The organism is Bradyrhizobium genosp. L, assembly GCF_015624485.1.
In the GTDB taxonomy this organism is placed as follows: Bacteria; Pseudomonadota; Alphaproteobacteria; order Rhizobiales; family Xanthobacteraceae; genus Bradyrhizobium.
This window is the reverse complement of sequence record NZ_CP061378.1, coordinates 1,498,673-1,517,710: the sequence shown is the minus strand read 5'-3', so window position 1 is coordinate 1,517,710 and position 19,038 is coordinate 1,498,673. Positions and strand designations below refer to the sequence as shown.

Genomic DNA, 19,038 nt, shown 5'->3' with positions numbered 1-19,038 from the left:
AAGAGTGAGAGCATATCCGTCTTGAACCATTGGTTAGACAAAGTAGTTAGTCTCTTGAACGCGGATACGGCCGACTTGCGCGAACTTGCTCGCCTTGCTGGAGGCAATCCACGAAATTTTTATGTGGGCACCAGTCTAGATGGAGGGGATATCTCAGGCCAAGACCTTCGTGGAATGCGCTTCACAGGATGGAGGCATTCAAACATCAAGAAGGATAATTTGACAGTCGTCGATCCCGGACTCGTTGACGATCTAGAGGATCAGGAGGCATCAGAAGCCTTGCCCCTAAGCGGCAGTAAGATTGATCGCGAAGACTTAGACATCATAGCAGACACCCGCGCCATTGGAATTGTTTCAGCGCTTCGCAGCCAGTCCATCGAGGATGAAATTGCATGGCTCGAGCGTGAAAATCCCGACGACGATCTATGGCCGTCCATCTGGCAATCGCTCTGGAATTCTACGGAAACTACACCTGAGGAACAAAAAATACTCTTCAAACTGGGCGTGACAAATCTCGGGATTGAGAAGAGTAGATTTCCTGTTTGGCTAGGAGTTTGGAGAAAGCTAGCGAAGCACGCAAAGGGGTTATCCATTGCTGACCGCACTCTATTTATTGTCAATACGAGCTCGTGGCTCCAAGGTCTGTCTCCTAGTTTTCCGTATTGGGCAGCTTGTTGGCGAAAAACTTGGCGACTCGTAAGAACAAGGCCAAGCCCACAACGGTTAGCGGTTGAACGCCAAGGAACTGATTGGCTCGGGGCAACAAATTTCGATCATGCTGGCTGGGCGTCAGTTTGGCGCGAGTTATGGGACGACAAATCAGGGCGAGATAGCGAGTTCAATCTCATAGAGTATGCCTTTGGCTGGCTCCTGAAAGCGGACATGTCGCATCGAGGCTGGGCATCAGTCTACGCGAGAATAATCCTAGCCTTGGATCACAGTCGGAGTGTCGACCTAACTGCTCGCGCGTTGCAATGGATTGATGAAAATAGAGATGATTATACATGGCCCGTTGTCTGGCTTAGAACCAATGAGGCGATGCCCGTGGAGCGGGGCGGCAGTTTATTTCGTGACGGATACAACTGGCTCCCAGAGCATGAAGATCACGAGGCATGGCCTCTGGTATGGCAGACACTTTATCAAACGGAAGGCGATCCAAGGCAACACCACGAGCTCTCACAGATTGGGCTATCTTGGCTCAACAGGAAACTCTCCAACAGAGGTTGGCATAGAGCATGGAGTACCTTGCTCGCAAGCAGTGACTCGGACGTACAGGACTTAACCGAGCTGGCTTTTCATTGGCTCAGAAGCGAAACCAACTCAAAAGGATGGCCATATGTTTGGTTGGCGCTTTTTCAGCGATCTGATTCGTATTCTCAAGAAGATCTTTTAGATCAAGCATTGGTTTGGATCGGAAAGAACGTGCGTCACCAACTATGGCCGATGGTCTGGCAAGAAGTGGCAGGATCGGCAGGCCATAATCTATGGGAAGACTTATCGCAGCAAGCATTTCGATGGCTTGATACGACCCGCCCGAACAAAGTTTGGCTAGATGTTTGGCTACAGTTGCACAAAATCGAGAGCGGAGCAAACCAACAGGGTCGACTTGCAGCGGCTACTAGCCACTGGGTTAGCTCCAACAAGCGGGATACATTTTCTCGTGAGCTGCTTCAACGCTTGGCGGACGAGCTAAACATGGTTGGACTCTTGCCCTCGAGCACGTCAACCGAATTTCCTTAACTCCTGTTGGCATACGCAGAGTGCGGCGGATCACGGTCGCAGCGAGGCGGAGTTGTGCAGATTCCCCTCAGTCTCTCAGCTGCCGCTCCAACCCCGCAAAATCGATCTCCGCCCACCGCTCCGAGATCTTGCCCTCGCTGATCCGCCAGAACGTCATGCCGCGGAATTCGACGTGGCGGCCTGTCGGTGGGATGCCACGCCAGGCGCTGCGGTGGCGGCCGCGCCAGACGAAGCGGCCGGCGACGATGTCGCGCTCGGCGACCAGGCATTCGGCCACCGCCGAGAGGTCCGCGAAGGTCTCGTGCATGGCGGCCGAGTGCGCGATCACCTCGTCCGCGCTCAGCTTCCGCCCCGCTGCGTGGTCGAAGAAGTCGGGCGCCAGCTGGCTGCGGATCTTATCGGGGTCGTGGCTGTTGGTCACGGCGTCATAATGCGCGAGCACAAGCGCCTTGTTGGCGTCGAGGGAGGCGTTGGACATCGGGAATGGCTTCTCGGCAGGCAGGTTGCAGACATGGAAAGCTGCGCCTCATACGCGAATCGCCCGACGGGACGCAAGTGACGATGGTCAGAAAAGGCGTTGAAATCTCTAGCTTTCTTTTGGACTTTCAAGCGCCGCGCGTTTCCGGCTGGATCCGAAAGCCGATTGCCGCGAATGGCGGCCTGCCGCGCACGGCCTCACGACCAAGCATCGCGCCCGGCGCGCCGCCCGCGCCGCGCACGCGGCCTCCGGATCAGCCCCGCGACGGCTGCACGTTCCAGGCGCGGAGCCCTTCGTAGCTGAAGCCGAGATAGAACGTCACCTGCGCATTCAGGAAGGTGGCGCGGTTGAGGCGCCCACGCGTCGGCGCGAAGAAGGCGTTCAGCCCGTTGACGTCGATCTTGCCGCTGGTCCCCTTCGAGATGTCGACGATGATGCCGGTCTGCGGCTGCAGCCGGTCGTTGTGCGCAAACAGGTCCTCCTGCGCCCGCCACGGCCCCAGCTCCGAGTGGTTCAACAGCGGGCACGGGCGCTTCAACCTGTCGGCGGCGATCCATTCGAACGAGCGCTTCGACACCAGCTCCGGCGCGCTCTTCCTGCATCGCTCGATGTATCGCTTCGCCTCCTCGAGGCTCGCCCGCGCGCCCTTCATCGAGTTCAGGAAGTGGAAGATATAGAGATAGTACCAGGCATCGATCGCGCCCGGCTCCTCCGCCCAGTAGCTGAACCGTTCGATGGCTTCGGTGAGGGAAAAATCCGGCAACAGACGGAAGGCCTGGATCCAGATGCGCAAGTCCTCGCCGGACCTTGGATTGGCGGCCAGGTTCTTTTGCGCGAGCTCGACGACCCGGCGCGCATCCGCCTGCACCATCTGCGACAGGTTGCCGGACGCCTGCCGCAGATAGCAGCGGGCCAGCGAGCGGCGAACCGTGGTCGCGCCCCCGATCCCCCGATCCAGCAGCGCGGTTAGACCCTTCACGATCGAATCGAAATTGCCGAAGAACTCATCGACTTTCCCGGCGGCCTCGACCTCGATCCGATTCGGCTGCCGTTCGGCGTTGATGAACCGGACTTCGTCGACCAGGGTTTGCGCGACCGACAATTCCTGAACACACCATTCGGCGACGGCGTCGCGCCTGTCGAGCAGCTCAGGATATGTGTCGAGGTCGGATTTCCAAAGCAACTCCTCGATCATCCGGGTGATCATCTGGATATGGCTGACCCTCGGATAGGCATCCGTTGCGCTGAGCTCGCGGGCGCGCTGGAAGGCTTTTGCGGCAGCCTGGTAGATCGGCTTGATGTCGTCGAGCCGCTCGTTCAAGTTCTGATGCGGTCCGAGATGCGGCCGCATCAGCGCCCGCACCTCGTTGCGATAGACCATGCCGAGCCCGTGGTAATGCGTGCCATCAAGCTCGCTGAGGGCGATCGCCTTCTTGTAGCATTCGGCGGCGAACTCATACGATTCCGAGCGTTGGATATACAGCAGCCGACCGAGATGGGCCCAGAAATGCGGATTGCTCTCGAAGCTGTCGCAGAGCGCGGTCAGCACCCTTCGCCTGCTCTCGTCGATCGGGATGTCGTGAATCAGCTCCGAGAACTCGGCGCGCTCCTCGCCGAGCTCGGTGCGTACGATGAAGAGATAGGTCAGGATGCCCTCGATGGTCTCGCTGTCGACATGGGCCTTGTCGGCAATTCGTTCGATGAACTGGACGCAGAATCCGGCCAGCAGCGCCTTCCAGTCGCTGGCATGGGTGGAGTCCGCGGGCCGCAGGTGCTGCTGCAGAATTTCCCGGGCGATCCGCGGATGGACGATCTTGAGCTCGATGCCGTCGAACAGGACGAGCTTGCTCGCGGCCTCACCTAGCACATCGGAGAGACGAACTTCGGTCGGCCAGTCCGATCGTGACATGATCTTCAGGGACGAGAACGGTAATGCCTGCTGCGAATAGGCGCCGATCAGCGCGACATACGCCAGCAGCTCGCGCTGCTCGTCCGACAGTTCATCGAAATAGGTCGAGACGTAGTCCTGGACGTTATTGAACTTGTTCTCGAAGGCATACAGGCTGTAGAAGAACGGCGAGCGGAAATCGCCGAGATTTTTGTCCGTCGTCAGCCGATGCAATTCGCCCTTGCGGTTTGGGGCGCACCATTGGGCATAGCGCTCGTAGAACCGCTGGGCTTCGCTGGCCACCATCTGGTCTTCCAGCAGGTAGGTCAGTGACCCCTTTGAAAGGTGACGCGACCGCACCACGTCCAGAAACACGAAGTTCAGGTTGCGGCTTCTCAGCTCGGCAAACAGCCTGTCGCGATCGGTATCCAACAGTCTCGCCTGCTCGGCGACGATGAAGATCGGCAATCCGGAAAGCTGGGACACCGTGTCGACATGATCGGCCGTCAGGTTGTTGAACGACTTGATCAGAATGGTCGGATAGAGATTGCGCAGATCCCACGCCAGCCGCCTCACCACGGTCGTCGCGCCTGCGCCGGGCTTGTGGCGCAGGGTGACGGAGACGACGCGGAGATCCTCCAGGAGCTTGGTGAGCTGGGCGCGGATCTCGTTGGTGACGTCCCGGGGCACATCGAGGCTCCGGTTGAGGTCCTGCCACGAGACCTCCGCGCCGTCGCGGAAGCTCGGCCCGTCGACGCCCTTCTCCGTATCGGAACGTGCCAGCCCGTCGTGCACGAGCTCGATGGATTCCGAGAACTTGGCATAGAGGTCGGGCTGGATCGCGACCTTGGTCAGCCTCGCGCCATCGTCGGAACGGGCGGGGATGCGAATGGCCGCCTCGATCTCGGGATCGCCGATCATCTCCGAGATGCCGAGGGCGAGATCGCCGTAGCGGCAGGCAATCCGTTCCGGCGCTGCGCCCTCCTCCGACAGAATCTCGAACGTCTTGTCGTCCGGACCGCTTTCCACGACGACGACCCTGACGTTCTCGACCTGCTCGGTCAGCGCCGAGTACACCGCGCGCAACCGGCTCGGCTCAATCGCCTCGGCAAGGAACACCACCGTGAGCGGTCGAGGCGTGGTCTGCGAACGAACCTTGGTCGCCAGGCTGCGCAGTTCGCGCGGCATCATCCTGCGCCATTCGACGGTCGAGGCGGGGATGCTGGTTGGGACGGCCCGCCAGCCGTCAGCCATGAACCAGGCCATGCCGACGTTGAAATTCACGTCCACGTCAGACTGCGAGGACAGGATCCGGTGAAAGGCCCTGACGTTGCCCCTTCCGGCCTGCGCCGCTTCGGAAAGACTGCTGCCGTCGCTGGCGGAGTCGAAATCGATCACCAGCGACCATGGCAAGCGGGTAATCGTCTCCCGCTCCGCGGGCGCCAGGCGACGAAGCGCGGTTCCGGCGACCAGGACGTAGGCGTTCCGTACCGAGTTGAAGCTGTCGGCCGCCCGCCAGACCTCGCGCCAGGCGTTGTCGCTCGCCCGGACCTGCAGCGCCTTGATCTGCTCGCCTTGCGGCAGGGCGATCCGCTCGAACTGATAGAGCTCCTTCAGATGCTGCGCGGCGTAAAGGAACGCGAACTCCTTCAGCTTGGTCGACTGCGCCGGCCTTTCATCCAGCGATCTCTTGCTGGCGTAGTTGAGCCCCGCCGCGATGCAGGCCACACGATACTGCCGTTCCACGTCCTCCTTGCGGCCGGGAAATTTCTTTTCCCGCCAGGAGAACAGATTGTCCCGGATCATTCCCGAAAAGCGGATCAGTCCGACGTCGTCGGAATGCTTGGCGGCGCGGATGGCGTCCGATCGCATCAATAACTGCGCCGTCACACCGACGAGATCGAGCCACCGCGCGCGGGAAGCGGTGGACCGGATCGACAGGAACTGGGAGACTTCGAGGTAAGCGAGATCGAACAGCAGCGCGACGGGCCTGCGATAGTGCTCGAAATCGATCAGGTAGAAGCTCGTCTCGGTGCTGCCAGGGGCATGAATGAGGATGTTGCGGCCGTGCAGATCGCCATGACCGCGGCCGACGATCGGCGAGAACCTGACTTTGCGCAGCGGCGAATTGGGCGCCGAACAGGCCAGCGGGTTCGGCAGGTCCATGTCGGCATCGCGAAAGCCCTTGGCCGACCGGTCGAGCCCGGTCATCGTCTCGAACACCTGATCGAGCCGCCCGCCGAAGTTGAGCTTCGAGCCGAGCCATTGATGGAGCAGATCGTAGGCGGAGACATCATCCGCCGCCCCGGCATCGTGGTTCCAGCCGGCAAGGATCCCTTGCAGCACCTCGCCGATCGCCCTGGTCCGCTCCGCTTCCGTGACGTCCGCGAGCGGATCGACATACTTCAGGCCTTCGCCGGCGATGGTCATCAGCGCCGCCGACCAGCCTCCACCCTTGTGCTGGCGGGCCAGCTTCGGGAAGCGCTTCTCGGCGAACGCGCCGCCCTCTTCGATCGCCTCGTGATGACGGGAAATTTCCGCGATCTGCGCCTCCGGGAAGATCTTCAGGATCGCGGAGCCGTCGTAGGATCCCTTTGAATCCACGAGCATCACGTCGGCACCCGACTTTCCGCTGAGGGATCGTCGCACGGTCAGCCCGTCAAGTCCCCAGGCCGTCTTGAGCTCGCCGAGCTTGTCGTCGAGGGTTGGGGGCATGTCGTCGGGCATGATGGAAAACCACCTCCGGTTGCGACGCAATTTTGATCGCGGCAGACGATTGTGTCCAGACGGAATTTTACGGCTTTGGCAAGAAAGCAAGGCGGCACCGAGATACGCCGTTCGGCGGCGCCGGATGCTTCCGATAAAGGCAGCGGATTTCCGTAACGAAGCACCGGAAAGGCCTGCCCGCAGGGCAGATCAGCGCGCCCCCGCGCGCATTTGCTTTGACTTGGGCGCCGTGATCGGGGACAAGCCGCGCATGCCGAAAAAACCCGGGACCAATCCGAAAGGCGAATTCGCCTTCTTCAACGTCTTCTATGAAGACGGCTCGCAGCGCTCCAACCGCCGCGTGCCGTCGGAACTGCTGGGTGGCCTCGACGGCGACGAGCCCGCGCGCGGCTTCATCATGGAGCAGGACCGCGAGATCGCCGAAAAGAGCGGCCGCCCGCCGCTGGAGATCAAGCGGCTGGAGCGGGTCGGGGCGAAGAAGAAGTAGGCGCGGACGACTAGCCGTTTGGCTCGTCTATCGGCGATCATCAACTCTATCCTCGTCATTCCGGGGCGCGCGAAGCGCGAGCCCGGAATCCATTGCGCCGCAGGTTTCGTTGAAGAATGGATTCCGGGCTTGGCGCTATGCGCCGCCCCGGAATGACGGGGAAGTGCGGTGACCGTGCAAAACAAACGGCGGGCAATTGCCCGCCGCTGTTGTTTCGATGGATGCCCGGGTCAAGCCCGGGCATGACGCCCGATCAATTATCCAGGAAGCTCCGCAGCTTCCGCGACCGCGACGGGTGCTTCAGCTTGCGCAGCGCCTTGGCTTCGATCTGGCGGATGCGCTCTCTCGTCACCGAGAACTGCTGGCCGACCTCTTCCAGCGTGTGGTCGGTGTTCATGCCGATGCCGAAACGCATGCGCAGCACGCGTTCTTCGCGCGGGGTGAGGGAGGCCAGCACGCGCGTGGTGGTCTCGCGCAGGTTGGACTGGATCGCCGCGTCGATCGGCAGGATCGCGTTCTTGTCCTCGATGAAATCGCCGAGGTGTGAATCCTCTTCGTCGCCGACCGGGGTCTCCAGCGACAGCGGCTCCTTGGCGATCTTGAGGACCTTGCGGACCTTCTCCAGCGGCATGCCGAGCTTCTCGGCGAGCTCCTCAGGCGTCGGCTCGCGGCCGATCTCGTTCAGCATCTGGCGCGAGGTGCGGACGATCTTGTTGATCGTCTCGATCATGTGCACGGGGATGCGGATGGTGCGGGCCTGGTCCGCAATGCTGCGGGTGATCGCCTGCCGGATCCACCAGGTGGCGTAGGTCGAGAACTTGTAGCCGCGGCGGTACTCGAACTTGTCGACCGCCTTCATCAGGCCGATGTTGCCTTCCTGGATCAGGTCGAGGAACTGGAGGCCGCGGTTGGTGTACTTCTTGGCGATCGAGATCACCAGACGGAGGTTGGCTTCCACCATCTCCTTCTTGGCCTGACGGGCCTCGCGCTCGCCCTTCTGCACGCCGTGCACGATCTTGCGGAATTCGCCGATCTCGAGCCCGGTGAGCGCAGCCAGCGACTGGATCTCGTGGCGCAGATCCTTGATGCGGTCCTTCTCGTGATGGACGAAGTTCTTCCAGCCCTTGGCGGAGAGCTTCGAGACACGGTTGAGCCAGCGCGGATCGAGCTCCGAGCCCTGGTAGTTGCGCAGGAAGTCCTCGCGCGCGACGCCGTGGCTGTCGCCGAGGCGCAGCAGGCGGCCTTCGAACGAGACCAGCTTCTTGTTGATGTCGTAGAGCTGCTCGACCAGCGAATCGATGCGGGCCTGGTTGAGGCGCAGCGACTTCACCTCGACGATGATCTCGTCCTTCAGCTTCTTGTACTTGCGCTCCTGCGAGGGCGACAGCGACTCGCTCTGCAGCTGGTTGGCGATGTCCTGCTCCTGGAGGCGGCGCAGCTTCTTGTACTCGGATGCGATCTTGTCGAAGGTCTCGACCACCTTCGGCTTCAGCTCGGCCTCGATCGCGGCGAGCGACATCTGGTTCTCGAACTCGTCGTCGTCCATGTCGGACTCGGCGGCGGCCTCGCCCGGATCCTTCTCCTCGGTCTCGGCCTCGGCGCCACCGGCAGGCGCGGCGCGGAACGGGGTCGGCGACGGCGGCGCGGCCGGCGGCGCGACATGGGCGGGCGCGGCGGCATCCGCGCCGTTGGCGCCGGCCTCGGCAGTGGCGCCTTCGCCATTGGGGCCGGCGATCAGGTTCGGATTGATGCCGCCCTTGGATTCCGGGCCGGCATAGGTGGCTTCGAGATCGATGATGTCGCGAAGGAAGATCTTTCCTTCGTTCAACTCGTCGCGCCAGATGATGATGGCCTGGAAGGTCAGCGGGCTTTCGCAGAGCCCCGCGATCATCGCCTCGCGGCCGGCCTCGATGCGCTTCGCAATCGCGATTTCGCCTTCGCGAGACAACAGCTCGACGGTGCCCATCTCGCGCAGATACATCCGCACGGGATCGTCGGTGCGTTCGCCCGGCTCGCTCTTCTTGACCTCGGTGACGGCCTTCTGCGTGACTTCGACGAGCTCGTTGTCGGTCTCGTCGTCGCCGTCGTCCTTCTCGTCCTCGCCCTCGCTATCGTCGGCTTCGGTGACGTTGATGCCCATGTCCGAGAGCATCGACATGATGTCCTCGATCTGCTCGGGCGAGGTGGTGTCGGAAGGCAGCACTTCATTGAGCTGATCGAAGGTCACGAAGCCGCGCTTCTTGGCCTGCTTGATCATCTTCTTCACCGCGGCATCCGACAGGTCGAGCAACGGCGACGGCGCGTCAGCGGCATCCTTCTCAGGAGCGTCCGCTGCCTTGTCGTCTTTTTCCTTGTCCTTAACCTGCAGCGTCTTTGCCTTGGTGGCCATTCACTAAGCTCCCGAAACGCGGTCGTGCGAACGTGGCGCCACGCGCGCACATCCGCATGAAATCCAGACTACTCTCTCGACGCGCAAAGGGCGGCGCAAACAGTCGCCACCCCTGTCATCCGTCTCGATGGTTTCCACTCTCGCAATAGCCGCGAGGCTATTAAGTTTCGCTTAACCCTGTTTTTGCAGCCAAACCATGGGTTTGGCGAGTCTTTTTGCGGGTTTGGCCGACGCCGTCCGCAGCATTTTATTATCAGACGTTTCGCTGGAACCGGCCCGATAATTCGCCGAACCCCTCGATCAGGGCTTCGGTCCCGTCGGCTTCTGCCATTCGGGCCTGGATATCCAATAACCATGCCAGATTGGTCTCGCTGGAATCGTCAGCCAGAGCCGCCTCGGCGTCTTTCATTTCCCTAAGTAAGGCGTGGGTTTTCTGATGCAAGGCAACCAGTTGGCGCCACGTCGATAAAACGTCCTCGCGCGCCGCGCCGACCTGGACGCCCCACACCGCCTGGGTCGTGATCGCGCGCTCAACCCTTTGAAGAATCTGTGAAAATCCACCCGCATCGAGGTCGGCGCGCATCTTCTCGGCCTGCTCCTCTTCGTCCGGCGAGTGGTGATGGTCGTTGGCGAAGGCCGCGATGACGGCCGCGCGCAGCTTGTGGGCCTCCGGGTGGGCGAGCTCCAGCGCCGCGACCTCCTCGAGATGGTCGTGCAGCAGCCAGGGGTGGTTGATCAGGATCTGCAGGATCAACGCCTCCCGGCGGGAGATCGCGCTGCGCTGGCCGCGCATGATCGGGCTGTTGGCGAGCTGCGGGCTCGCCGCCTGGTAGGGGCCGCGGGGAATTCCGGGAGCGCCACCCTTGGGGGCGAATCGGCCGCCCTGGCCTCCCTGAGCCGCGCTGCGAGGGGTGAAGGCACGGGGTGATTCGCCGCCGCGGCCGCCGAAATTGCCGCGCCCGTAGCCGCCGCCTCCGCGCTCGGGCGCAAAGGTGCGCTGCAGGCGCTGCTGCAAATCCTGGCGATAATAGCGGCGCACCACCTCGTCACGGATGCCGTTGGTCATCTCGCCGATGCGCGCCTCCAGCGCGGCGCGGCGTTCGGGGGTGGCAAAGTTGCCGCCTTCGATCTCGCGCGACCAGATCAGGTCGGCGAGCGGCTTGGCCGCGGCAATCACGTCCTCGATCGCGGCACGGCCGCCCGAGCGCGCGAGATCGTCCGGGTCCTGGCCTTCCGGCAGCAGCGCGATGCGCAGGCTCTTGCCCGGCTTGAGGTTCGGCAGAGCGAGGTCGGCAGCACGATAGGCGGCCTTCTGCCCGGCGCGGTCGCCGTCGAAGCAGAGGATCGGCTCGTCCGCCATCTTCCAGAGCAGACCGAGCTGGTTCTCGGTCAGCGCGGTGCCGAGCGGCGCCACCGCGCCGGCAAAACCGGCCGTGACCATCGCGATGACGTCGACATAGCCCTCCACCACGATCAGCTGCGCGCCGTTATGCGCGGCCTGGCGGGCGGTGAAGAGGTTGTAGAGATTGTCGCCCTTGTGAAACAGCGTGGTTTCCGGCGAGTTCAGATACTTCGCCGGAACGTCCTTCTCCAGTGCGCGACCGCCGAACGCGATCACGCGGCCGCGCGGATCGGAGATCGGAAACATCACGCGGTCGCGGAAGCGATCGAACGGCACCGGCTTGTCCTCGCCGGCCACCAGGAGCCCCGCCTCCACCATGTCCTCGGTGGAAATGCCTTGGGCGCCGAGATGCTCCTTCAGCCCGAAACGCTCCGGCGTTGCGTAGCCCATGCGGAACTGGAGCTGGGTCGCGGGCGTGATGCCGCGGTCGGCGAGATAGCCGCGCGCCTTGGCGCCGTGGCGCGAGGCCAGCGTATCGGCGAAATATTTGGTCGCGAGTTCCATCACGTCATGCAGGGTGCGGCGGTGCTGCTCGTGGCGCGCGGCATCGGGCGTCGCAGCCGGCAGCGCAACGCCGGCCATCGCGGCGAGGCGTTCCACCGCCTCGGGGAATGGCACGCCCTCGGTCTTCATCACGAAGTCGAAGATGTTGCCATTCAACCCGGACGAAAAGTCGAACCAGGCCTGCTTCTGGTCGTTGACGAAGAACGACGGCGTCTTCTCCTGCTGGAACGGCGACAACCCCTTATATTCGCGCCCCGCCTTCTTCAGCTTGACGCGCCTGCCCACGACTTCCGAGACCGGAAGCCGGGCGCGCAGCTCATCGAGGAATTCGGGCGTGAAGCGCATGTTGCTCGGGTCGGAGGCGAATCGGTCATCGATATAGTGGGCCAATCCTCGAAGCTTCCAATTTATCTATCTTCTCCCGGCTATTCACACCCTCGTCATTCCGGGGCTCGCGAAGCGAGAGCCCGGAATCCATCGGGCCGCTGCCCCCGTGGACGAGTGGATTCCGGGCTCAGCCCTGCGGGCTGCCCCGGAATGACAGTGGAGAGAAGCCGCGCTCGGCTTGCCCCCTCCCCGGTTCCGCGGTTGGATAGCACCATGTTCACGACATTCCGAGGCGGACAGAGCGGCGGCTGGACGGTGACGTCGATCACGCGGGTGAAGGGCGATACGCTGCCCAAGGTCGCGGCGCTGTCGGTGGTCGCGAGCGAGACCATCGCGCTGCCGCTGTTGCCGTCGCAGACCTCGTGGCGGCTCGCCGGCGTCGCCAGCCATCTGCGCTACACCGAGAAGGCGGAGAAGGAGAAGCTCGCCGCCGCGCAGGCCGGCCTCGGCCGCAGCGAGGCGACGCATGCGGCGCTGATCCCGATCAGGAAATCCGCCGCCTGGTGGGAGCTGCCGCAGGACGAGCGGCGCCAGATCATCGAGGACAAGTCGCACCACATCTCCGGGACCTTGAAATATCTGCCGGCGATCGCGCGGCAATTGTTCCATGCGCGCGACCTCGACATGGCCTTCGACTTCCTGACCTGGTTCGAATTCGCCCCCGAGCATGTCAGCCTGTTCGACGAGCTGGTCGCCATGCTGCGCGCGACGGAGGAATGGGGTTATGTCGAGCGCGAGGTCGACGTCCGCGTGGTGCGGGAGGGGTGACGCGTTGTGCCCCGGACGCTGCGCAGCACGCAGTGCGCCCGGAGCTCGAGCGCTAATGCTCGAGGAATTTTCCTGACGCGATCAGCGGCAGGTCCGTGACCGGCCAGTTGTAGAGATAGGTCCACGCCTCGCCGACGCTGCCGTCGGCGCGCGTGACGCTCAGCATCTCGCGGATATATTCGGTCGGCGGCGGAAAGCCTTCGCCGCAGGCTTCGTACATGTCGAACTCACGCAACATGGCGTCGCACTCGCGCAGGCGGAAGAGCTCGCCGTGCACGAAGTCGGTAGCATCGGCCGACATCACGAGGCCCGGATAATGCTTCACGAGATAGAGCCGGCCGCGGCATTGCGCGGGCCCGAGGAATTCGGCGTTGCCCGACAGCAGCTTCGCCATCGGATGGTCGAAGCCGCGCATCAGCGTGCCGTAGACGAAGAGGAGATCGGAGGTCATGGCCCTCTATGTCATTGCGAGCGAAGCGAAGCAATCCATCCGTCCGCACACACGGAGAGATGGATTGCTTCGTCGCTGCCGCTCCTCGCAATGACGACGGATCAAGTCGCCACCACCTCATCCGTCATGACGACGAATTTCGTCAGCGTCATGCGCCCGAAGCTCGTGGTCAGCGCGACGTCGGCGGCGTCACGGCCGGTGCCCATCAGGATGCGGCCGATCCGCGGCGTGTTGTGGCGGGCGTCGAATGTGTACCACTGGCCGGACAGGTAGACCTCGAACCAGCCGGAGAAATCCATCGGCGCGGGGTCCTTTGGCACGCCGATATCGCCGAGATAGCCGGTGCAGTAGCGCGCCGGGATGCCCATGCAGCGGCACAGGGTCAGCGCCAGATGGGCGAAGTCGCGGCAGACGCCGGTGCGGCTTTCGTAGACGTCATGCGCCGATTTCATGTGATGGGCATGCTCGTAGCCGAAGGTGACGTGATTGTGCACGAACTCGACGATCGCCTGCACCCGCGCCCATCCCTGCGGCGTGTTGCCGAACAGCGACCAGGCGATGTCGGTCAGCTTGTCGGTCTCGCAATAGCGGCTCGGCATCAGATAGAGCAGGATGTCGTCGGGAAGCTGCTCGATCGCGACCTGCTGCGCCGCCGGATTGACGATGTCGGGCAATCCGGAATCGCGCACCAGCGCGCTGCCGCGGAAAGTGACGCCGCCGGCCGGCGCGACCAGCCGCCCGCAGGCATTGCCAAAACTGTCGCGATAGAAGCCGATCGGCGTGGCCGGCTCGGTTGCGATCTCCTCGGTGCCGACGATGTCGGCGTAGCGCGAGGGATGGATCGACAACATCATCACCATCGGCGTCGGTTGCGGAGCCGTGTAGGTGATCTCGAAGCCGACCTTGATCTGCATCGTCAGGCCGTCTCCCGTGCCGCGTCCTCACCGAGCGTGACGACGTTGATATCGACATCCATGCGCAGGAAGGCGTCCGCCGGGCCGAGATAGACGCCGTGCAGCGGGATCGCCTGGCGCGGATCGCGCGCGACCGCGACACGGATCAGGTCGTGCGAGCCGACGATGCCGTTGGTCGGGTCGAACTCGATCCAGCCTGCATTCGGCAGATAGACCTGCACCCAGGCATGGGTCGAGCCGCCGCCGACATAACCATGCGCGCCGCTCGACGGCATCGCCAGATAGCCGGAAACGAAACGCGCGGCAATGCCGAGCCGGCGGAGCGCCTCGATCATCAGCAGCGCATAATCGCGGCAGGTGCCCGATCTGGTCTGCAGCGTATCGAGCGGATGCTGGGTGCCATGCTCGTGACGCCTGCGGTAGCGGAAGCCCTCGCGGATGCCGTGGGTCATGCCGCTCAGGATCTTGAAAGTCGGCGTCGGCGGCTCGACATCGAGGAAGCGCCGCGCCCAGGCCGACAGCTCGCCGTTCGGGTCACCGTATTGCGGCGTGATGAACTGCTGCAGATCGGGAAATTCCTCATCATCATAGAGGAACGGATAGAAATAGGCGGCATCATCCGGCGTCAGCGCGAAAGGGTCGGTCGGATTGTGCTCGACCGTCGCCGTCGCGACAAAGGTAAGCGCGTCGGCGCGCTCGTCGAAGGTCGCGATCGCGACGCTGTTGCCGAACACGTCGTGGATCCAGCGCAGCGCCATCGGCTGCGGGTCGATCACAAGCTCGGAGCGGAGCACGCGCAGATCGTGACCGTCGCGCGGGCGCAGCATGATGCAGTGCTCGCCAAAGGCCACCGGGCGCGTGTAGCGATAAACGGTCTTGTGATGAATCTTCAGCAGCGGCATCGTCACACAATCATCGTGATTCCAAGCCGCATAATCTATAGCGAATGATGCTCGATTCCAGACCAGAGTGCCGCTTGAATGGGCAAAGTTGAGGAAAATGTCGTGAGTCACGTCGATGGTCCATCCGTCCTGCTAGCAAACACCGACGTTTCACCGGTTCTTGAACATAATCCCGACGGTCGCTCGCCGTTCCTTTTCACCTGCGATCACTATGGCCGGCTGATCCCGAGCCCGCTCGGCGACCTCGGCCTGCCCGAGAGCGAGCTCGTCAGGCACATCGCCTGGGACATCGGCATCGCCGGCGTGGCGGTCAAGCTCGCCGACCAGCTCGACGCCCATCTGGTCGCGCAGCGCTATTCGCGGCTGGTGATCGACTGCAACCGGCCGCCGCATGTCGCAAGCTCGATCCCGCTGATCAGCGAGGCCACCACCGTTCCCGGCAATGAAGGCCTGTCGCGCGAAGCCGCCGAGCTGCGCCGCGCGCAGATCTTCGATCCCTATCACGCCCGCATCGACGCGGTGATCGATGCGCGGGCGCAACGCGGCCTGCCGACCGTGCTGGTGTCGCTGCACAGCTTTACGCCCGTCTACGCCGGCATCGCGCGGCCCTGGCACATCGGCACGCTCTATCACCGCGACACAATGCTGCCGCCGCTGCTGCTGAAGCATCTGCGCAATGAGGCTGATCTCGTGGTCGGCGACAACGAACCCTACGCCGTCAGCGACGAGACCGACTACACCATCCCCGTGCACGGCGAGACGCGCGGCCTGATGAACTCCGGCATCGAGATCCGCCAGGATCTGATCTCCGACCAGGCCGGCGAGACAGCGTGGGCGGAGCGGCTGGCGCGGGTTCTCGGCGAGATCGAGACGGAGCTGCGCAAGGAGGCGCGGATATGAAGCTGCGCGCGCGGCACACTCGATGTCGTCCCGACGAAAGTCGGGACCCATAGCCACCGAAGATCATTGTTGCGCAAGGCTGGGGCCGCAGTTCGCCCGGACGGCACGCCCCTGTGGTTCTGGGTCCCGCCTTTCGCCGGGACGACACCTTTGTTGTAGCCGCCGTCGATGCTTCAGCCGAGATCGTGCAAATCCTTGCCGAGCGGCGGCGTCAGGTAAAATTCCGAGAACACGACCTTCAGGCCGGCCCGTTCCGGCGTGCAGGCCATCGGGCCTACCAGGTAAGAGTTCGCTTTCGGAAACGGCGCCAGCCGCATCAGCGGCCAGTGCCTGCCGTCGGCGGACACCTGCAGGCGCAGCACGCCGTTGGCGACGGTCGCGCGGATCCGGAAGTCGGCGGCGTCGTGGCTGTAGCGCGCGGTCGCCCAGTCCGACCGGCCGTCGGTCAGGACGCTGCCGAGCATCGGATTGCCATCCGAGAACTCGATCCCGGCCTTGACCCAATGCTGGGCATCGGCGCGCACCATGATGCCGGCCTGGTCGTAGAGTTCGCGAAAATCGCCCTGCACGCGCAGCTCGGCAGTGAAGGCCTCGCCAGCGGGAAAACCCAAAAAGTGTCCGCTGTCCCTGATGAAGCCGTAATGGGTTTCGCGCCAGAAGTCGGTGGCCTCATCGGTGACGAGCTCGAGACTGTCACCATTCGCCGACCATCGCTCCGGCTCGTTCAGCCATACGCCATCGGGTCTGCCGAAGACCGTGCTGCTCATCGTCACCTCACGCGGCGGTTCCGCTGTCCTGCGCCACCGCAAGCGAAAGCGATAGCACGGATCCAGGCGCGACCTGCCGGTCGTCTCCCAATGACGTTTGGGGTCTGCGCGGCTATTGCGCGACGACCCGCACCTTCTGATCGCGGTCGGTGCCCGTGAGGCAGTCCACGGAGAGGTTCGGCCAGGTCTGCGACGCGCATGCCGAGGCTTCGACGATCGGAGCTTGAACGACCTTCGGCAGGACTGCGGTTGCGACGCGATGCTTCGGGGGAAGGAACGTTGCGGCTCCTATCGTGCCGGAAATCGTGCATGCCAGGAGGATGATTGCGGTTCCCAGTCTCATTCGTCTGCCCTTCAACTGCGCTACAAGCGCGCCCGTCATACCGGGCATCGCATGCAGCGCAACGAAGCGAGGCCGTTAAGCTGAAGCATCAAGCTTAATCGCCACGTCGCGCCTGCTGGCTCGCAACTTGCTGGTTCAGCCATCGCAAGGCGCAACTGGAATTGAGGTGTTACATGCCGGGGCACAGCACGGTTAATGGTGTGGTTCGATTTGAGGCGCTTGATGCGATCAGAGGTATCAGCGCGCTGCTCGTGGTGCTGTTCCACATCCCGCTTTACCACGCGCTCAAGGGCGAGCAGTCGTTCGCAAACCTGCAATTCTGCGTCGACATGTTCTTCGCGCTGTCCGGCTTCGTGCTGTGCCATGCCTATGGCAGCCGCCTCCGGCAAGGCACCGACGGCATCCGGTTCGCGACGGCCCGCTTCGCAAGGCTGTGGCCGCTGCACGTCATCATGCTCGTGCTGTTCGTCGGGATCGAGATCACCAAGCTGGTGTTCACGCGCGGCGGCGGCTCGTTCGCGCTCGACTCGGCTCCCTTCGGCGAGGGCCATACGCTGTGGGAAGCCGTCACCAACATCCTGTTCCTGCAGGCCTTCCATTTGCATCCCGGGCTGACCTGGAACGGCGCGGCCTGGAGCGCCGCGCTCGAGTTCTACGTCTCGCTGCTGTTCGCCGCCGTCGTGATCGTGTTCCCGCGCCGGCGGCGTGAGATCTTTCTGGCGCTTTGCCTCGCGGCCGGCGCGCTGCTCTTCAGGGAATCGCCGGATTCCCTGTTCGTGTCGAGCGATTGGGGCGTACTGCGCGCCATGTTCAGCTTCTTCGCCGGCTGCCTCGTCTACGACATGCGCCTGCAATCGAATGGCAGGCTGGCAACGCCGCATCTGCTGGAGGTGTGGAGCGTCCTGCTGTTCGCGGTGTTCCTGCTGACCACGCCGAAGGGCGGCCTGGAATACGCCTTTCCGCTGCTCGCGGCGATCGTGATCTACGTGTTCTCGTTCGATCAGGGCATCGTCTCGGCGCTGATGCGGACGTCGCCGCTGCAGAAGCTCGGCCTGTGGTCCTACTCGATCTACATGATCCACACCTTCCTGTTCCAGGTGATGCGGATGGTCGGCTCCTATCTGAGCCACAAGCTGAACCCCGACCTGATCGTCTGGTACAATGACGACAAGCTGCTGCAACTGGGATCGCCCGGCACGGCGCTGGTGCTGGCGTTGGTTTTGTCAGTGGTCCTGGTCGTGCCGCTTGCTGCGCTGACCTATCGCTGGATCGAGCGGCCCGCGATGGATTTCGGGCGCGGCCTGTCGCGATGGCGCGGGACGGATCAATCGGCGGATGGTTCGCCGAACCATCGCTTTGCGGCCCGACTGGCTGCCGCGAGGTCCGGGATGAGCTAGGCGCCGCTCGAGGCCGTGCAGAAGTGCCTGGTCAAGCTCGCGTCACGCTACGAGACCAAGGAGTCCGTGGTGTTCGACCGCCTGATGCAGTCGACCGAGGCGCTGCGCGCGCGCAAGGAAGCCGTGTTCGTCGAGACCGAGCAGATCCTGCTGGAGGCCATGTGCGAGCTGTGGCCGGCGCCGGCACGGCGCGACGGACTGCGGCTGGTCGCGATGGTGGCGATGGGGACGCTGCGCCTGGCGCTGGAGAAGTGGAAGCAGAACGACGCGGCACATCCGCTCGCCACCTACATCCGCCAGAGCTTTGCGCTGCTGGCGAAGCAGTTCTGAACCCAAGCCGCTTCAGTGCGGCTTGCCGAGCACGGATGCGAAGGGAAGGATGACGATCTCGTCGCCGGCCTCGTCGCTGACATGCATGGTCCAGTCGCGCCAGTCTTCCAGGCTGACCGTTGCGACCAGCGATCGCATCGCGCAGGTCGCCGCCTCGCACGCCTCGGCGAGGCTGGCCACCGAGGTGCCACGGCGATCCATCAACACTCCCCGCGTATTGGCGCAATGCAGATAGACCTGGGTCATGTCCGTATCCTCGCAAGC

Annotated in this window: 15 protein-coding genes; 6 read left to right on the top strand and 9 right to left on the bottom strand. The window is 63.2% G+C overall.

What is annotated here, in order from left to right; translation table 11 throughout:
• Nucleotides 1-21: 21 nt before the first annotated feature.
• The gene (locus IC762_RS07105) at nt 22-1,740 is read left to right on the top strand and encodes a hypothetical protein (RefSeq protein ID WP_195788027.1); all 1,719 of its coding nucleotides are present in this window, start codon (nt 22-24) and stop codon (nt 1,738-1,740) included.
• A gap of 67 nt (nt 1,741-1,807) precedes the next feature.
• Here the strand turns inward: IC762_RS07105 and IC762_RS07100 are convergent, their stop codons facing one another.
• Nucleotides 1,808-2,218, bottom strand: coding sequence for an ester cyclase (locus IC762_RS07100; RefSeq protein WP_195788025.1), 411 nt, complete (start codon nt 2,216-2,218; stop codon nt 1,808-1,810).
• Between the two features lie 253 nt (nt 2,219-2,471).
• A complete protein-coding gene (locus IC762_RS07095) occupies nt 2,472-6,833 on the bottom strand; it encodes a hypothetical protein (protein ID WP_195788023.1) in 4,362 nt (1,453 codons plus the stop codon).
• A gap of 250 nt (nt 6,834-7,083) precedes the next feature.
• Between IC762_RS07095 and IC762_RS07090 the strand changes: the two genes are divergently transcribed.
• The gene (locus IC762_RS07090; protein WP_195788021.1) at nt 7,084-7,320 is read left to right on the top strand and encodes a hypothetical protein; all 237 of its coding nucleotides are present in this window, start codon (nt 7,084-7,086) and stop codon (nt 7,318-7,320) included.
• Between the two features lie 253 nt (nt 7,321-7,573).
• Here IC762_RS07090 and rpoD read toward each other — a convergent pair whose 3' ends face one another.
• On the bottom strand, nt 7,574-9,709 hold the full coding sequence (rpoD, locus tag IC762_RS07085) for an RNA polymerase sigma factor RpoD (protein WP_195788019.1): 2,136 nt from the start codon (nt 9,707-9,709) through the stop codon (nt 7,574-7,576).
• A 253-nt stretch (nt 9,710-9,962) separates the two neighbouring features.
• On the bottom strand, nt 9,963-11,960 hold the full coding sequence (dnaG, locus tag IC762_RS07080) for a DNA primase (protein ID WP_195790027.1): 1,998 nt from the start codon (nt 11,958-11,960) through the stop codon (nt 9,963-9,965).
• Nucleotides 11,961-12,215: 255 nt separating this feature from the next.
• Between dnaG and IC762_RS07075 the strand changes: the two genes are divergently transcribed.
• Nucleotides 12,216-12,770 carry a chlorite dismutase family protein gene (locus IC762_RS07075; protein ID WP_195788017.1) on the top strand — a complete coding sequence of 185 codons (555 nt, stop codon included), beginning with the start codon at nt 12,216-12,218 and terminating at the stop codon, nt 12,768-12,770.
• A 52-nt stretch (nt 12,771-12,822) separates the two neighbouring features.
• Here IC762_RS07075 and IC762_RS07070 read toward each other — a convergent pair whose 3' ends face one another.
• The 3 genes from IC762_RS07070 to IC762_RS07060 all read right to left on the bottom strand — a co-directional run bounded on the left by IC762_RS07070 (nt 12,823) and on the right by IC762_RS07060 (nt 15,037).
• Complete coding sequence (locus IC762_RS07070) at nt 12,823-13,221, bottom strand: gamma-glutamylcyclotransferase family protein (protein ID WP_195788016.1); 399 nt, start codon at nt 13,219-13,221, stop codon at nt 12,823-12,825.
• Between the two features lie 101 nt (nt 13,222-13,322).
• On the bottom strand, nt 13,323-14,135 hold the full coding sequence (locus IC762_RS07065) for a transglutaminase-like domain-containing protein (RefSeq protein ID WP_195788014.1): 813 nt from the start codon (nt 14,133-14,135) through the stop codon (nt 13,323-13,325).
• A gap of 2 nt (nt 14,136-14,137) precedes the next feature.
• Nucleotides 14,138-15,037, bottom strand: coding sequence for a transglutaminase family protein (locus tag IC762_RS07060; RefSeq protein ID WP_195790026.1), 900 nt, complete (start codon nt 15,035-15,037; stop codon nt 14,138-14,140).
• Nucleotides 15,038-15,139: 102 nt separating this feature from the next.
• Here IC762_RS07060 and IC762_RS07055 point away from each other — a divergent pair, with 102 nt between their 5' ends.
• Nucleotides 15,140-15,937: an N-formylglutamate amidohydrolase gene (locus tag IC762_RS07055; protein WP_246801457.1), complete on the top strand. Its 798-nt coding sequence runs from the start codon at nt 15,140-15,142 to the stop codon at nt 15,935-15,937.
• A gap of 173 nt (nt 15,938-16,110) precedes the next feature.
• On the opposite strand, the gene IC762_RS07050 is transcribed toward IC762_RS07055, so the two are convergent.
• On the bottom strand, nt 16,111-16,704 hold the full coding sequence (locus IC762_RS07050) for a DUF1349 domain-containing protein (RefSeq protein ID WP_195788012.1): 594 nt from the start codon (nt 16,702-16,704) through the stop codon (nt 16,111-16,113).
• A 516-nt stretch (nt 16,705-17,220) separates the two neighbouring features.
• On the opposite strand from IC762_RS07050, the gene IC762_RS07045 reads away from it, so the two are divergent.
• Both IC762_RS07045 and IC762_RS07040 read left to right on the top strand, forming a co-directional pair.
• On the top strand, nt 17,221-18,444 hold the full coding sequence (locus tag IC762_RS07045; protein ID WP_210338419.1) for an acyltransferase family protein: 1,224 nt from the start codon (nt 17,221-17,223) through the stop codon (nt 18,442-18,444).
• 15 nt (nt 18,445-18,459) lie between these two features.
• Nucleotides 18,460-18,774 carry a hypothetical protein gene (locus IC762_RS07040; protein ID WP_195788010.1) on the top strand — a complete coding sequence of 105 codons (315 nt, stop codon included), beginning with the start codon at nt 18,460-18,462 and terminating at the stop codon, nt 18,772-18,774.
• Between the two features lie 12 nt (nt 18,775-18,786).
• Here the strand turns inward: IC762_RS07040 and IC762_RS07035 are convergent, their stop codons facing one another.
• Entirely contained in the window at nt 18,787-19,020 is a 234-nt protein-coding gene (locus IC762_RS07035) for a DUF6894 family protein (protein WP_195788009.1), read from the bottom strand.
• Nucleotides 19,021-19,038: the final 18 nt, after the last annotated feature.

Coding starts and splice junctions, on each gene's coding strand:
- IC762_RS07060 (WP_195790026.1), bottom strand. CDS start 15,037: ATGCCGCTGCTGAAGATTCATCACAAGACCGTTTATCGCTACACGCGC.
- IC762_RS07065 (WP_195788014.1), bottom strand. CDS start 14,135: ATGCAGATCAAGGTCGGCTTCGAGATCACCTACACGGCTCCGCAACCG.
- IC762_RS07075 (WP_195788017.1), top strand. CDS start 12,216: ATGTTCACGACATTCCGAGGCGGACAGAGCGGCGGCTGGACGGTGACG.
- dnaG (WP_195790027.1), bottom strand. CDS start 11,960: ATGCGCTTCACGCCCGAATTCCTCGATGAGCTGCGCGCCCGGCTTCCG.
- IC762_RS07045 (WP_210338419.1), top strand. CDS start 17,221: ATGCCGGGGCACAGCACGGTTAATGGTGTGGTTCGATTTGAGGCGCTT.
- IC762_RS07100 (WP_195788025.1), bottom strand. CDS start 2,218: ATGTCCAACGCCTCCCTCGACGCCAACAAGGCGCTTGTGCTCGCGCAT.
- rpoD (WP_195788019.1), bottom strand. CDS start 9,709: ATGGCCACCAAGGCAAAGACGCTGCAGGTTAAGGACAAGGAAAAAGAC.
- IC762_RS07090 (WP_195788021.1), top strand. CDS start 7,084: ATGCCGAAAAAACCCGGGACCAATCCGAAAGGCGAATTCGCCTTCTTC.
- IC762_RS07035 (WP_195788009.1), bottom strand. CDS start 19,020: ATGACCCAGGTCTATCTGCATTGCGCCAATACGCGGGGAGTGTTGATG.
- IC762_RS07095 (WP_195788023.1), bottom strand. CDS start 6,833: ATGCCCGACGACATGCCCCCAACCCTCGACGACAAGCTCGGCGAGCTC.
- IC762_RS07050 (WP_195788012.1), bottom strand. CDS start 16,704: ATGAGCAGCACGGTCTTCGGCAGACCCGATGGCGTATGGCTGAACGAG.
- IC762_RS07070 (WP_195788016.1), bottom strand. CDS start 13,221: ATGACCTCCGATCTCCTCTTCGTCTACGGCACGCTGATGCGCGGCTTC.